The 14890-nt window shown below is 68.3% G+C and carries 12 protein-coding genes; 9 read left to right on the forward strand and 3 right to left on the reverse strand.

Annotation, left to right across the window (positions count from 1 at the left end; translation table 11 throughout):
• Window positions 1–499 precede the first annotated feature (499 nt).
• From FHR04_RS17270 to FHR04_RS17285, 4 genes are all read left to right on the forward strand, one after another.
• A complete protein-coding gene (locus FHR04_RS17270; RefSeq protein WP_249039190.1) occupies window positions 500–1630 on the forward strand; it encodes a sensor histidine kinase in 1131 nt (376 codons plus the stop codon).
• Window positions 1627–2253, forward strand: coding sequence for a response regulator (locus tag FHR04_RS17275; RefSeq protein WP_139404482.1), 627 nt, complete (start codon window positions 1627–1629; stop codon window positions 2251–2253). The genes FHR04_RS17270 and FHR04_RS17275 overlap by 4 nt, the downstream gene beginning before the upstream one ends.
• Window positions 2250–3203 carry a phosphotransferase gene (locus tag FHR04_RS17280; RefSeq protein WP_249039191.1) on the forward strand — a complete coding sequence of 318 codons (954 nt, stop codon included), beginning with the start codon at window positions 2250–2252 and terminating at the stop codon, window positions 3201–3203. Before FHR04_RS17275 ends, FHR04_RS17280 begins: the two co-directional genes overlap by 4 nt.
• Before the next feature lie 687 nt (window positions 3204–3890).
• Window positions 3891–7250, forward strand: a complete 3360-nt coding sequence (locus FHR04_RS17285) for an ATP-binding protein (protein ID WP_139404483.1) — start codon at window positions 3891–3893, stop codon at window positions 7248–7250.
• Window positions 7251–7544: 294 nt separating this feature from the next.
• Here the strand turns inward: FHR04_RS17285 and FHR04_RS17290 are convergent, their stop codons facing one another.
• Both FHR04_RS17290 and FHR04_RS21450 read right to left on the reverse strand, forming a co-directional pair.
• Window positions 7545–8846, reverse strand: coding sequence for a hypothetical protein (locus FHR04_RS17290; protein ID WP_139404484.1), 1302 nt, complete (start codon window positions 8844–8846; stop codon window positions 7545–7547).
• Between the two features lie 215 nt (window positions 8847–9061).
• A complete protein-coding gene (locus tag FHR04_RS21450; RefSeq protein ID WP_249039195.1) occupies window positions 9062–9361 on the reverse strand; it encodes a hypothetical protein in 300 nt (99 codons plus the stop codon).
• On the opposite strand from FHR04_RS21450, the gene FHR04_RS21455 reads away from it, so the two are divergent.
• The 3 genes from FHR04_RS21455 (at window position 9317) to FHR04_RS17305 (ending at window position 10965) form a co-directional block, all read left to right on the forward strand.
• Window positions 9317–9682, forward strand: coding sequence for a response regulator transcription factor (locus FHR04_RS21455; protein WP_249039194.1), 366 nt, complete (start codon window positions 9317–9319; stop codon window positions 9680–9682). The genes FHR04_RS21450 and FHR04_RS21455 overlap by 45 nt on opposite strands.
• Before the next feature lie 271 nt (window positions 9683–9953).
• Window positions 9954–10370, forward strand: a complete 417-nt coding sequence (locus FHR04_RS17300) for a hypothetical protein (RefSeq protein WP_139404486.1) — start codon at window positions 9954–9956, stop codon at window positions 10368–10370.
• Between the two features lie 349 nt (window positions 10371–10719).
• Window positions 10720–10965, forward strand: coding sequence for a hypothetical protein (locus tag FHR04_RS17305; protein WP_139404487.1), 246 nt, complete (start codon window positions 10720–10722; stop codon window positions 10963–10965).
• A gap of 849 nt (window positions 10966–11814) precedes the next feature.
• On the opposite strand, the gene FHR04_RS17310 is transcribed toward FHR04_RS17305, so the two are convergent.
• Window positions 11815–12528, reverse strand: coding sequence for a Dps family protein (locus tag FHR04_RS17310; RefSeq protein WP_183944836.1), 714 nt, complete (start codon window positions 12526–12528; stop codon window positions 11815–11817).
• A gap of 217 nt (window positions 12529–12745) precedes the next feature.
• Between FHR04_RS17310 and FHR04_RS17315 the strand changes: the two genes are divergently transcribed.
• Window positions 12746–13405: a response regulator transcription factor gene (locus FHR04_RS17315; RefSeq protein WP_139404489.1), complete on the forward strand. Its 660-nt coding sequence runs from the start codon at window positions 12746–12748 to the stop codon at window positions 13403–13405.
• A gap of 34 nt (window positions 13406–13439) precedes the next feature.
• Window positions 13440–14762 carry a sensor histidine kinase gene (locus FHR04_RS17320; RefSeq protein WP_221265599.1) on the forward strand — a complete coding sequence of 441 codons (1323 nt, stop codon included), beginning with the start codon at window positions 13440–13442 and terminating at the stop codon, window positions 14760–14762.
• Window positions 14763–14890 lie beyond the last annotated feature (128 nt).

Here is a 14890-nt window from a genome sequence, read left to right on the forward strand (position 1 = left end):
GGTGTGGCGGATGGTGCGTCTGCTGGCCTTCCTTGAGGCTGGGCCGTTGCGGGTGGCGCGCGTGGTGATGTGCCGTGAAGTCCGGAACTGCCTGGTCCTCGTTCAAGTCTGGATGCCAGGTGTGACGTGTCTGGACGCCGTGCAGCAGCCAGCCGACGCCTGGGCTCTGGGGCTGCAGCGCGGTCAGGTCCACGCCCAACGCTGGGCGAGGTATTGGCAGAGACATGAAACCGACGGAGGCTGAACTTGACGTGCAGCGCCTGTGCAGGGAAGTGATAGGGCCACGTCCTTCCGACGCTCGGGCTTTGGGGTCAACCCCTTTGCCGCGCGGCCGGAATGCGATAGCCCTTTCGGGGCATGTCGCGCCCGATCTGGGCCGTTACGCTGAGGCATGCCCTTCCTTGCGTGGACGCTCGCCCCGGTCGTCATGACGGCCATCCTGCCGGTGGTCTGGCCCTGGCGAGTCGCGCCTGAGCGACAGGGGTTCTGGAGACGGTTCGTGGCGATCGCTGCCCTGATCGCCGCGCTCGTCGTCGGGCAAACTATTCTGAGTGAGGGGCCGGCTGCCTGGGCGCGCATGGGCGTGTTCGTCGCGGTCGCCACGGCGTATGTGTACGTCCTGATGCGGCTCGACGACATGGACGGGACGTCCGAGCTGTTCCGCTGGCTCATCCTCGGCTGCCTGCTCACCAGCGCCGCGGCCCTCATCACGCTCAACTCCGCGTTGGGGTTCACCGTCTCGGTCTGTACCATGCTGTTTCTCGGCGCGTGTATGTCACTGAAGTGGCACCAGCGGGTCACGCTGCCGCTGGTGGCCGCCAACGTCTGGCTGCTGCAGAGCATGTCTGCCACGCCGCCCACGCTTCTCCAGGCGCTGAGCGACGGCATCGGCCTGCTGGTGATGGCGATGTTCGGCTTCATTCTGCGCCGCACCACCCGGCTCGGACAGGACCTCGGGCGCGCCAACCGGCAGCTTGAGCAGCACGCGCAGCAGGCCGAGGAACTCGCCACCCTGCGCGAGCGTGCCCGTCTGGCGCGGGAACTGCACGACACCCTGGGACACGCCCTCACCACCATCACCGTGCAACTCGACGCGGCGGAACGGCTGCTGGAGAAGAACCCGGCCAGGGCCCAGCTGCTGGTGGAGCGCTCGCGAGACCTGTCACGCGGCGCCACCGTGGAGCTGCGCGCGAGCCTCGCCCAGTTGCGTCAGGACGAGCGCATCCCGCTGGCCGAGGAACTCCGCGCGCTCTCGGCTCAGGGAGGCGGCGAGGGTTCGGCGGTCCAGGTGGCCGTCGCTGACCTGCGGCTCGCCCCTCAGCAGGAGCACGCGCTGGCCCGCGTGGCGCGCGAAGCGCTGCACAACGCCCACCGTCACGCGCACGCCCGGCAGATTCAAGTCGTCCTGGAAACGCAGGGAGAGGCCGCCGTGCTGCGGGTGGAGGACGATGGCACCGGCTTTGACCCCAGCAGCGTGCCGCCCGGTCATTACGGCCTCAGCGGCATGCAGGAGCGGCTGCTGCTGCTGGGAGGCCGCCTGGACGTGCGCTCGCGGCCCGGCGAGGGCACCACCGTGACGGCCACGCTTCCTCTGCGCCTTTCATCCACTCCGGAGGTCCACCCCAGATGAGCATTACCCTCACCCTGATCGACGACCAGCCGCTGATGCGCTTTGGCCTGCGCTCCCTTTTCGAGACCGACGACGCCTTCGAGGTCGTGGGCGAGGCGGGCAACGGCGCCGACGGCGTGCGGCTGGTGCAGGACCTCAAGCCCGACGTGGTGTTGATGGACGTGCAGATGCCGGAACTCGACGGCGTGAAAGCCACCGCCCGGATCCGGGAACTCGGTCTGCCGTCGCGGGTCCTGATCCTGACCACCTTCGACACCGAGGGCTATGTGCTCGACGGTATCCGGGCGGGGGCCAGCGGGTACCTGCTCAAGGACGTGCGGCCACAGGAGCTGTTCGACGTGGTGCGGCGGGTGGCGGCGGGGGAGGTGTTCATCCAGCCGAGCGTGGCGAGCAAATACCTGCATCTGCTGACCACCCGGCAACTCGAGACCGAGCATCTCAGCCCGCGCGAGGAGGACGTGCTGCGCCTGCTGGCGCGTGGCCTGAGCAACAAGCTGATCGCGCGGGAGCTGGACATCAGCGAGAGCACCGTGAAGAACCACGTCAAGAACATCCTGGCGAAGATGCAGGTCAGAAACCGCACCGAGGCGGCCCTCAACGCCCGCAAGTGGGTCCGGGAGTGAGGCCCGAGCTGGAACAGGCCCTCTGGCAGCACTACGGGCTGCGCGGACCCTTCGAACCGGCGCCGCTGGCGGCAGAGGGCCACAACAACATGCTGCAGGCCTTCCACAGCCCCAGCGGGTCGTTCGTGTGCAAACGCGGCGGGGCTGCTCTGGGGCCGGTTCAGCGACGGGAATTCGCACTGCTGGAGTGGCTGAACGGCCAGTCGCTGCCGTTTCGCGTGGCTGCGCCCCTGCGAACCCGTGGCGGCGCCTGGGGCTGGGAGGAGGACGGCCTGAATGTGCTTCTCCCGTTCCTGAACGGCGAAGGGTTGCCAGAGACCCCGGCCGCCTGGCAGGCGCTGGGCGTGGCGCTGCGAGCCCTGCATGAAGCGCTCGCCCGGTCTCCGCAGGAGGCGCCCTGGCCGCTGGACTGGGCACACCTGGGAAAGCTGCATCCCCTGGTTCCGGACCCGCTGACGCTTTCCTTTGAGCGGCCCGACCTCTGGGGCAGTGAGGCGAAGGCCCGTTCCTGGCGGGCGGCTTTTCAAGAAACGCTCTCCCTGATGCAAGGCGAGTACGCTGATCTGCCCCGCCAGGTGATTCACGGTGACTTCAACAGCGTCAACGTGCTGTTCGCTCAGGGCAAGGTCAGCGCCGTGCTGGACTTCGAATTCTCCTGCCTGGGGCCGCCGGTCCTCGACGTGGCCACCGCTGTGAGCGAGGTGCTGGTGCGCCCGGATCCGGCATGGCCGCTGGCGCAGGCGTTTTTTCTGGGATACGGAACCCCGACCGCTGCCGAGAGGGCGACGCTCCCGGCGGCCCTGCTGCTTCGTCAGACTGCCGTGGGGATCTGGGGCCTGGGCCAGGCCCTGGAGAACGGCGCGACCCTGACCACGCATGCCCGCCTGGAGGCTCTGCTCAGTCTCCAAACCTGGCTGGCAACCCACGGCGCTGGCCTCGCCGCTCTCTGACCACGGTGGGTGCCCAGCCTTTGGTGGAAAGAGCGCTGCCCACCGGGAAATTGCGGACTATGGGCCGGGCCTCTTCCAGCGCTGTTCCGGGTCATCCTGGGGCCGGGCAACTTCTGCGCGTGTGCGGTGCGGGTTCTGACCGGCGTCCTGTCTTCGTGTGGGCAACTGGATGGCTCTTTGGGGTTAGCCGTGGTCTCGTTTGAAAGGCGCGCGTGGTGGGGTGGCACCGGGTTCGTCGCAGAGATCTTGCGGAACACCGTACACCGTTTACTGCATCGCTATTGACTCTTGGGAAGGGCGCAAATTTGATGTTCCGCCGCCGTAAGGTTGCGTGGCTGATTCCGATTCACGCCCTGCTGCCGCAGTGAACGAGTGTCCGGAGCAGGGTGACCGGCACCCCGCTCCGGCACGATCTGTGACGGCGCGGGCGCCGCTACGTTCGTGCTGGCCTGGGCGACGGCCACCCCACGCACTGTTGCGGGAAACACTCATACGGATTCCGTTTGTTTCGTGTGAAAATCGGGACAGCTCCGATGTCCACACTCCACGTCCGGAACCCGTTTTTCTTCTGCTCGCTCCGCTCGGATTTCCAGGTGTTTTCAACACCTTTCAATCGGCGTCCGTATCATCCAGGTGTCGGGCAGAAGTGACCGGACTGGTTCAGCCGATTCGTTATGCTGGGCAGACATGGGAGACGGGGAAAGCTGGAGGCTACGCGTACTCGGCCCACCGGCCCTCAGTCAGCCGGACGGCGCGGCGGTGCGGCTGGAGGGTCCGGGGCTCGCACTCGTCACCTATCTCGCCCTGGAAGGTCCGGCCCCCCGGTCCCGCGTGGCCAGCCTGCTGTGGCCAGACACGCCGGAGGCGGCGGCCCGCAACAATCTGGTGCACCTGATCCGGCGCGTCAACAGGCTGGCGGGCGAGACTCTGCTGATTGCGGATGACCGGGTGCGCCTCTCGCCGCGCGTGGCCGTGGACGCAGCGGCCCTTCTGGGCGCGGGCGCGGGCGACCCTGACGCCCCCGGCCCCCTTCTGGAGGGGGTGGACTTCGACGACCGCCCCGATCTTGCCGACTGGCTGCTCGTCTGGCGCGAGCGCCTCGACCACCGGCAGACGGAGACCCTGACGGGCCGGGCCACGCAGCAGGAGGATGCCGGTGACCTTACCGGTGCCCTCGCCACGGCCCAGCGTCTGCTGGACCTCAATCCCGTCTCCGAGGACGCCCACCGCCGGCTGATCCGGCTGCACTACCTGGCCGGGGACCGCCCCGCCGCCCTGCGCGCCTACAGGCGCTGCGTGGAGGTGCTGCGCCGCGAGATCGGCGTCGATCCCCTGCCGGAAACCGTTCAGCTGGCACGGGCAGTGGAGCGGGCCGAGCTCAGCCCCCCTGCGGCGCGGCGCCGGCGCCTGCCGGTGGCGATGTTGAGGCCGCCGCGTCTGGTGGGGCGCGAAGACGAATGGGCACGCATGGAAGAGGCGTGGGAGGCGGGGCAGTTCATTGTGCTCGCGGGTGAGGCAGGCGTGGGCAAATCGCGCCTGGCGCGGGACTTCGCCGCCAGCAAGGGCGAGGTGCTGCACCTCGAGGGCCGCCCAGGTGACGCGCTCGTGCCGTACACCACGACCGCGCGCAACCTCCGGCGCATCTTCGCGCGCACTCCGGAACTGCGCCTCGAGCCGTGGATGCGCGCAAGCCTCGCGTGGTTGCTGCCTGAACTGCGCGCCGAGGCCGGAAGCCCGGCGGCGCCTGATCCTTCGCTGCATGCCGCCATCCAGTACGTGTTTCAGGTGGGCCTGGCCGGGGTGGGTTCGTTTGTCTACGATGACCTGCATCTTGCCGACGCGGCGTCGATCGAGGCAGGGTTCGTTCTTATCTCCTCGTCCTTTCCGCTGGGCCAGCCGGGGGGCGTGCCGCACCTGATCTGCACGGTCCGGCCCGCCGAACTCTCAGAGGTGACCGCCGACGTTTTCCGGCGCGGCCATGCCGCCGGGCACAACCTGCGCGTCGATCTGGGGCCGCTGCCCGAGGCGGCGGTGGCCGAGTTGCTGCGTGACCTTGACATGCCGCAGGTGCGCGGGCGGGCCGGGCAACTCACCCGCTTCACCGGCGGCAATCCGTTTTTTGTGCTGGAGACGGTCAAGCATCTGCTGGACAAGCCGGACGCGAGTGGCCCCCTGCCGGTGGCCGAGCGCGCCACGCAGCTGATCGCCGGGCGGCTCTCGCGGCTCCCGCCCCTGGCCCTGAGCGCGGCGCGGGCCGCCGCCATCCTGCAAAGCGATCTGCGCGTGGAACGGGTGGCCGACGTGCTGGGGGCGCCGCTGCTGGATCTCGCCCTGGCCTGGGAGCAGCTGGAGGCCGCGGGCGTCATGACCGGCGAGCGGTTCAGCCATGACCTCGTGCAGGAAACAGTGCTGGCCGGCATTCCGCCGTCGGTGGGCCGCCTGCTGCACCGCAGCGCCGCGCGGGTGCTGACCCGCGAAGCGGCCAGTCCGGCCCGGCTGGCCCGGCACTGGCAGGAGGGCGGCGATCTCGGGGCGGCCGCGCCGCTGTTCCTGCGCGGGGCGGAAGACGCCCTGGCGGCGCTGCGCCCGGTGGAGGCGGTGCACTTCTACGAGCAGGCCGCCCTGCTCTACGACGCCCTGGGAGAGCACGACCCGGCTTTTGAAGCGCGCCTGCGCGCCGCGGAGAGCCCGTGGCGGGCCGAGCACGTCGCGTCCCTCCAGCCCCTGACCGAGCGGCTCGCGGCGGGGGCCCGCACGAACGAGCAGCGCGCGTGGGTCTGCGCCCTGCGCGCCGGGCGGCTGCTCGGCCAGGGACAGGGCGCGGCGTCGGAGGCGGCGGCTCTGGAGGGGCTGGCCCTGCTGGACCGTTTCGGGCAGGACCGCGTGCGGGCCGCCCTGCTGCGCGAACTGGTGCAGGCGAGGGCGCGGCAGGGAAAGGTGCAGGCGGTCCAGCGCCTGGTGGAGGACATGCGCGCCCTGCACCAGACGCTGGACGACGAACGCGAGCGTGCCCTGGGCGAAAATGCGCTGGGCGGGGCCTACCTGCGGCTGGGCCTGGAGGAGCAGGCCGGGCCGTACCTGAGACGCGCCGCCGAGCTGTTCGGACACCTGGGCGACGCGTACCGCTTCGCATGGGCCACCCACAACCTCGCCGCCAGCCTTCAGGCCCACGAGCACCTTCAGGAGGTGATCCGGCTGCGCGAGGACCTCGACCGACGGCTTGGCCGCGCGGACGCCCCCACCCTGTACTGGGCCAACCTGTGCGAACTCGGCATCGCCCACACCCGCCTGGGCCAGTACGCTCAGGCGCTGACGTGGTTGCGCCGTGCCCAGGCCCACGGCGACGCGGCCGGCGAGCCGCCTGGAGCGCTCGACCGCGCCTTTACCGACCTGTTCTGGGCGCTGGGGGCCTACGGCGAGTGCCTGGCCGCTGCCGAGCGGGCGCTCGCGCAGCCCGACCCGCGCGACGCTGGCGGGTTTCTGCCGTGGCTGTTCGTGGGCCGCGTCCGGGCGGTGAGGGGTGACGTGCGCGGCGCCCTGCAGGCCTACGGGCAGGTCGAGGCAGGGCTTGCCACACGCGAATTTCCGTATTCGCGCGGGCTGCTGCTGCTCGCTCAGGCGGCCCACTGTGCGCCGCAGGCGGCGGCTGAACTGGCCTCCCAGGCCCTGGACCTGGCCCGGACGCACCGCTTCCCCGATCTGGAAACGGCGGCGCTCGCCGCCCGCGCCGAGGCCCGGCTGGCCGGCGGCCACCTGCAAGCAGCGCGGCAGGACAGCGAGGCCGCCGCCCTGCGCCTGCCCACCCACGCGCCACGGGACGACTTCGCGTGGCCGCTGCTGGTGCACTGCCGCGTCCTGATGGCGGCGGGGGATGCGGCGGCCGACGTGCCGCTGCAACAGGCGCTGGAGTGGCTCCGGGAGGCCGGGCAGCGCGTTCCGGAAGAGCACCGTCACGCGTTCGTGAATGAGCACGTCACGCACCGCGCCCTGCAGGCCCTCGTTGCCCAGCGGGCACCGCAGGTGGCGGAGCCCGCCCCCCAGGCCTGAACGCCCGTTCCCCGGTCGTCGGGAGACGCCCTGACCACTGGGCGTTTCCCGGCGAACTGTTGGGAATTGCCCCGTCCGCGCGGCAGGCGCCGCTGTGGCCCCCGCCCCTCGCGCGGCGGCGTGACGGCAAGGAGGGGGCACCACAGCGCAGCGAGTGGGAACGGCCGGAATCTGCCCGCAGCCTCAGGCCCACCGGGACGCAGACGGGGCGCTGCGTCTGTGGTGGGCCTGAGGACCTGCGGGTCTGGAGCACTTCAGGGTGGGGCCGGGCTCAGCGGTGGCCCGCGCGGCGGGTCATGGGCGGCGGGTCATGGTAAGTGTGCCGCCCGCCAGGGGTTCACCGTCGGCATTCGTCGCCGTGAAGCGCCCGCTGTACGAATCGCCGTTGAATTTCCCGGTGACGTTCAGTTCCACCTCGCGTTCCCCCTCGACCTCAAGGCCGATCCTGAGCGCGCCGGTCTGGCTGTTGCCCTGAATCCAGCCCACCGCGTCGTCGCCCGAAAAGCCGCTGCCCAGGATGCGGGGCTCGTCATCGTCCAGGCCAAAGCGCACGCGGATGGTGCCGCCCGGCGTGGTGATGACGGCGTCCCACTCGCCGCGCGCATTCCATTTCGTGGGCGCCGGGGGCGTCACCGCCCCTGCGGACTGGCCCTGGCCGGCCTGCGGCTGACCCGCCTGCGCCTGTCCTGCCTGGCCCTGGGCCGCCGCGCCGCGAGGCCGGTTGAACCGCGTCTCGCCGCCGCCGGACGCGAGGCTCAGGGTCTGCTGGCCGCGCGCGTCCACCGTCACGGTCGCCCGCTCGCTGTACGGCTTGATGTGGTTCTTCTGGGTGGAAACCTTGCCCGGCGTGCAGGTGTAGCCGGTGGCCGAACTGGTGGCGGGCGTGAAGGTCAGGGTGGCGCCGTTCGGCTTGACGCTGCCCTGCTCCTGCACCAGCAGCTTGGAGGTGCAGCCGTAGGTGGTGACGACCAGCAGGCCGGTGCGCTCGTACGTGGAGTTCGCGTGCAGTTTGAGAATAACGCTGGTGCCGCTGGCCTCGGCCCACTTGCCGGTGGCGGTGTTGTAGTACTCAACCGGCGAGACGTTGCCGCTGTGCCACTCGCCGCGCAATTCAGGCGAAAGGCCCGTGGCGGTTGGCGTCCCTGTTGCCGGGGTCCGCCGCACGTATTTTGCGGAGCCGTCGCCGGTCTTGAACGTCAGTTCGCCCGACGTCACGCTCCACGCCATGGTGTCCACGTCGGCCCCGGCCTTCGACGTCCTGATGCCCGAACTGCGTTTGCAGCCGTTGTTCAGGCGGTCCGGCGAGTACGCGCCGACCCGGTCCACCTTCGCCGCCTTGAATGTGATCTTGCTGCCCGAGACGCTGAAGGTCCCGCTCTCGACGGTCACGTCCATCATCTGGCAGGTGATGGGATAACCCGTCGTGCCAAACGAACTCGGGTAAAACGTGGATTCGAACTCGGTATAGACGTAGCTCCCGTCCGTGTTCAGCAGCAGGCGCCGGGCATCCGAGGTCGCGCCGCCAAAGTCTGTGGTGTAGACGTTGGCGGGCAGCTGTGGCCCGCTCAGCCACTCGCCCGTCAAGGGGGCAGGCACCGCCGCAGCGGACGCGGAAGAGAGGGGCAGGATGAGCAGAAGGGCCGACAGGGTAAGAGATGCGGGATGGATCATGTTGGACGTCCTTGTGGGAAAAGTGGCGTGTGGCTGCGGGCTGTGTCCATTCGGCTGTGTCGATTCGGCTGTGCCTCTTCAGAAGGTACGAGAGGCCGGATGGCTCGGGGATGGCAGGCCGCACCAGATCTCCGCTCATCTCACGGGCGGCCCATGCGGGCACAGCCGGCGCCGTGCCCTTGAGCATCGGCGACGCCGCAAGCGGTGACGCGGGGGGGGGCGCTGGGCGGGCGAAGGTTCTGCTGCCCCCGCCAGGACGCGGCGGCGGCGATCCCGTCCTTGTCGAACTTGAGGTAGAGGCTCTCCTTGACGCTCAGTCCAGAGTTGTTGTATTGATGCAACTGGCCGAGCGGGTGGCCCCCGTGTGGGGCGTGCCCGCCGTTCGTCCAGCCCTGATGCCCCGCGAGGTGGAGGTCCTGGCGCTGGTGGCTCGGGGTCACCCAGACCGCCGGGTGGCGCGGCGGCTGGACATCAGTCGCGGCGCCGCCAGCAAGCACGTCGGGAACCTGCGGGGCCAGCTGGGCCTGCACAACCGCGTGGAACTGGCCCGCTGGGCATGCGGCACGGCCTCGCCGACGGGGCGGCATCCAGGCCGCCTCATTCATCCGTGGCCTGATGTCGCTTCAGGACTGAACGCGCCAGTGCCAATGCACAGAAGCTGCTCCGTTCGGACATCTGGCGGCTTTTCTTTCCAGCTTCTTCGGGCCATGGTCTGGGACCTACCGAATTCTATCAGGGGGAGCGGCCTGCCTCGTACGTAATTCTCGCGATGTGCTACGGGGGGCAAACGCGCACACTGAAGGCCTCAGCTCGGCGCTGAGGTCAGGTGGACGCAGCACACCTGGCGACTCAGGTTTCCGGCGTCGTTCGGCTCAGCTCTTTATGCGCCGTCCCAGGTTCCGTCTGGACCGACAGGCGCGCTGGCAGGCCGGTCCTGCCCAGGAGAACGCATCATGCCCATCTAGATCGTCAAAGTCCGCCGCCTGTCTCTCTGTTTCCCCGCCCTCTTGCCAGCCGTTGAGGAGCGCCGCCATGAAAAAGATGCTGACCGTCCTGCTGACCCTGAGCGCCCTGAGTGGAATGAACACCGGCCTTGCGGACTCGGTGCCGTGGGCCTCGGTGGTGGGCAACTCAGGCAGTGGAGACATGCTGGGCTACGATCAACTGAACACCGAATGCGCCTGGCAGGGACTGAGGCTGTCCGACGACGTGATGGCCGCGCTGGGGGATCCGAGGCGACTGGTGCTGACGGTAGGAGACCTGCCGAGCAACGTCACCGTCAGTCTCCGGCCCTCGCACGCGGCAGGCGTGATTGGCCTGAAAGTTTCGCGCAAGGACAAGACCCAGGCCGTGCATCAGATGGGCACCCTGACCCTGCGCAATCCCACCACGGGATACAGCCACACTGTACAGGCGCTGGTCGTTGGACAGGAAGGGTCTGAAAAGTGACCTCCTGATTCCCCCACCTCTCTCCCCGCTTTCAGGGGAGAGGTTTTTTGAACGGTGTGGCCGTCTGAATTGATGCCCCGCCCACCGCCCACGTTCAGCCTCCCACTGACCGGGGTACGCGATTGCCAGGGCTCCGCGCCGATGTGGTGGTGCTGATCGCGAGCATGACGCCGAGGCCATGGAAGGACACCGACAGGCCGAGGAGGACCGGCAAGCCGCAGACTGCACCACGGACGCACAGGCCTCTTTTTGCACACCGCGTTGCCTCTTTGAAGGCCGCCAAGCCGGACCCTCCCGCATCGCATGCTGACCCACAGTCCAGCCCCCTTCATGAACCCAAAATGAAGATATGACAGACCACAGGAGCCGCCCCACCGACGCACCCACCTGTGACCTCTCACTGACCCCGGACGAGTACCGCCTGATGGCCGACCTGCTGCTCGAGCACCTCGAGACCCACACCCTGCGCGACGAGCGGCTCGAGGGCCTGGTCAACCGCCTGTACGTCCTGGCTGTCCGCACCGCTCGCCCTGACGCGGAACGGCTGCTTGAAAGCCCGTCGGCCCGGACCTCACCCCAGCCCTCCACGGACTGACCTGCGGCGCGGTTGAGAGGATGCTGAAGACGGGTTCACGTGGGTGAGTGCCAGGGGATCAGCGGGTCTCTCCCCTGGGGTATGGGCACCGTGCGGAGCTGAGGATATCGACGCTACGCAGCACATCGTCCCGCCGTCGGCGGGGCAGGTGCTGCGTGCTGACCTGAAGCTGGCGTTGCCGTTCCAGCCGCAGCGCCACAAATGAAAAAGCGGATCGCCGGTGCCAAACGCCTGTTGGACGCTCGTGAGCGGCAGGAAGGTAAAGGTGTCGGCCAGGCTGCTCAATGGCTGCAACACGCCAACGATCCGCGCCCGAGAGCAGCGGGTCACCCTGAACGCTCCGACCACCCCCAGACCCAGACCATTCGCGCCGACCTGGAGGGTGGCGACCAGCGTAGCGGGCAGGCTTGGACTGGGAAGCAGCGCCAGTCCCCTGGAGGGTCAGGCCACCTGCAGATCCGGGGCGACACTTCGCAACTCCTGGCGCACCTGTTCTTTCAGCCCCTCGCCCAGCGAGAGAAACAGCAGCGTGCTGGTCACCGCGACAATCAGGCGTAGCAGGCTTCGCAGTGTTCGGTTCGGACGTCGTTGCAGCCCCCGCACAGCGAGATGCCAACGCTCTGCGTCTCGTACAACCCGCAGCTCATGTCGGTCCAGATGATCTTGGAGAGGCATGGGGCCAGAAGTTGGAGGGAACGCCCGGTTCCGGTCAACAGCGTTTCCGCCTGGCTGCTGAAGTTGCTGGCCGTCATCCATGTCAGGCGCAGTGAACTGAGAAGCGCGGAGACCAGCACAAATGCCAGGACACGACGGTCCTGGCATTTCCGATTGAAGTCTGAATGTTTGAGTTTACTTGCCGCGCAGAGGCACCGGCTTGTTGTTGTTGATGTCGAAGCCGCTGTTGGAATCGGTGGGCGTGTTCTGAAGGAAAGCGCGCATCTGCCACTGATACTTCTCGATGGCGGCCTCGACCTCCTGCAACTGATTGGCGGTGGTGGGGTCCGCCTTTTCCACGTCCCCAATGCGCTGGAAGATGCGCTGGCCCACGGTTTCGTACTGGTAGATGAAGAACTGGATTACCTGGGCATCGTCAATAAAGCCGCCCGGAATCTCTGGCAGGCGCGAGCTGGCGACGATGGTGATGGCCCGCCCATCGCTGGACGCGCCCACCGACAGCAGGCGCTCCGCCGTGTCGTCGGCGTACTTGCTGATGCCCTCGTAGTGCTCCTGAAGCAGTTCGTGTAGCGTGTAAAACAGCGTGCCGGACACGTTCCAGTGTGCCTGTTTGGTCTGGAGTTGCAGCGCCTGCAATTCGGTCAGGGTGTTCTGCAACGCGGCCACACTCTTTTGCAGGTTGTCGGTGCCGGAGGACGGCAGGCGGCTGGGCACGTTGTACGGCAGCGGCGAGGCAGTTTTGGTGCTCTGCGCGCTGGGCTGGCCGGTGTTGGACTGCGGCGTGTTGACGCTGGTGGCCGGGATCTGGCTGCCAGCGGACTGCGCGCCAGCGCCCCCAGCCAGGGCGGAACCGAACAGCAGGACGGAAAGAAGCAGGGTCTGTTTCATGGGATTCTCCAGGAAAGATCGAATGTAGATGGGCGGACAGGGGTGAGGTTAGGCAGCCGATGTTAGACGAATGCAAGAAAGGATCAGGGGTAAAGGCGGCGTGAAAAAGCCTTTAAGGGACGCTCTTTTCCAAGTGTGTCGTCGCACGCTAGCTTGGGAAGGTGACCGCCTTTTGCCTGACGCTTTTTCTATGCTTGTCTCCCCAGCAGGGCTGAGCATGCGGCTACTGCTGGTGGAGGACGATGGGCGCATTGCCCAGCCGACGGCGCGTGCCCTGCGGGACGCTGGGCACCAGGTGCAGATCGCCGCAAACGGCGTGGATGGTCTGGCACACGCCCGCAGCGGGGAGTTCGATGCCGCCCTGCTGGACGTGTGGCTGCCTGGCCTGGACGGCTTCGAGGTGGCGCGCACCCTGCGCGCCGAGGGCAGCGAGCTGCCGCTGATCTTCGTGACCGCACGTAGCGCCCTGCCGGACCGCGTGGAGGGACTGGATCTGGGTGGCGACGCCTACCTGCCCAAACCCTACGAGCTGCCGGAGCTGCTGGCCCTGTTGCGCGCGGTGGTGCGGCGCGGCGAGCGGGTCCGCAGCGCGCGGGTGCCGTTTGCGGACGGGGCCGGGCTGCTGGACGCCGGGCGGCGCGAGGTCTGCTGGCACGGCGAGACGGTGGGCTTGACTGCCCGCGAGTACGCCCTGCTGGAAACGCTGGTGCTGTCCCGTGGGCGCTGGTTTACCCGTCAGGAACTGCTCTCGAAGGTCTGGGGACCGGACTTCAGCGGCGAGGCACGGGTGGTGGACGTGTACGTCAGCTACCTGCGCCGCAAACTCTCGCCAGAAGCGCTGCTCAGTTCCCGTGGCCTGGGATACCAGCTTCCGTGAACCATCCAGGGCCAGGGCTGGTCCGCAGAAAAAGATGAAACCAGCCGTGACCATTCGCGCCCGCCTGGCGCTGGGCGTGGCCGCCATTACGGTTCTCGTGGTGCTGGCGGTGGCCGCCGTGCAGTTCCTGGTACTGCGTTCCTTTCTGGTAGGGGCCGAGTATGAGCGGTTGGAACTGCTGCTGCCACGCCTGGAACAGACGCTCACAACCATTCCGGCCTCGTCGACAGGGCCGTATGTGCTGAACACCCTGCCACGCACGGTGGACGTGCGCGTGATCCGGGAAGGCCGGGTGGTGGCCGTCACCCCTGAATTTCCGGCCATTTCACTGACGCTGCCGATTGGCAGGGCCAGACGCGCGGGCCACGATGTGCTGATCTCCACCTTTAACCTGAACGGCACGCTGGCCACCGCGCAGCTGGCCAGCGACGTGCTGGGGGTGGTCAACCCACTGCGCGCCTATCTCCGGAGCCTGGCTGTGGCTGTGCCCGTTTCAGCCGCCCTGGCAGCCCTACTCTGCTTTCTGCTGGCTGGACGCCTCTTGCGGCCACTGGAACGCTTGACGGCGGCAGCGGCGGCCATTGGACGCGGCGGTAACCTGCGCGCCGCGCTGCCCGGCGCGGACCGGGGTGACGAGGTGGGCCGCCTGGCCGGCGTGCTGCAAACCTCGTTCGGGCAGGTGGCCGAGGTCCGTGAACGCGAGGAAACGTTTACCTACGCGGCCGCCCATGACCTGCGCTCGCCACTGACGGCCATGAAGACCCGACTGCAAGGCGCGCTGAGCGGCCCACGTTCAGAGGCCGAACTGCGTGAGGAATTGCGCGAGGTGCTCTCGGACTTGGAACGGATGCGCCGCCTGAGTGAACAACTGTTGCTGCTGGCACGCGGCGAGCGAGACATCCAGCGGCGTCCGCTGGAACTCTCCCGCTTGGCCGGGGAGGCGGTGGACCGCGCGCGTGAGCTGGCCCCGGACCTGCCGCTGGAGTTCGGCACGGTGGGCCTCACCTGGATTCTGGGGGACGAGGCGCTGCTCTCTCCCCTGCTGGACAACCTGATCGGCAACAGCCTGCGTTACGGTGGCGGCGCGGCCATGCGGATGACCGTGACTGGCACGCCGTCCGGGGTGGCCCTGAGCATGGTGGACAGCGGACCAGGCGTTCCTCCGGCGGCCCTGCCGCACCTGACCACCGCCTTTTACCAGGTGGGCGCCGCACGCAGCGGTCAGGGCAATGGGCTGGGTCTGGCCATTGCCCAGCGCGTTGCACAACTCCACGGGGCCAGGCTAGACCTGGTGCCGGTTGCCCCCAGCGGCCTGCGCGTCACGGTGACCTTTCCGCAAACTGCCCAGCGGGATTGACGGGTGTTTGAAAGTGGTGAGGACGTTTTGCGGACTTGCTTGCTGATCAATGCACCCCCCTCTCCACGGTGAAGAGGGGGTGCCCAATGGTGGTCCAATATGCTCATACGGACTCCGATTGAAAGGTG

Origin of the sequence: Deinococcus radiopugnans ATCC 19172 (assembly GCF_006335125.1) — a bacterium.
Lineage (GTDB): Bacteria > Deinococcota > Deinococci > Deinococcales > Deinococcaceae > Deinococcus > Deinococcus radiopugnans.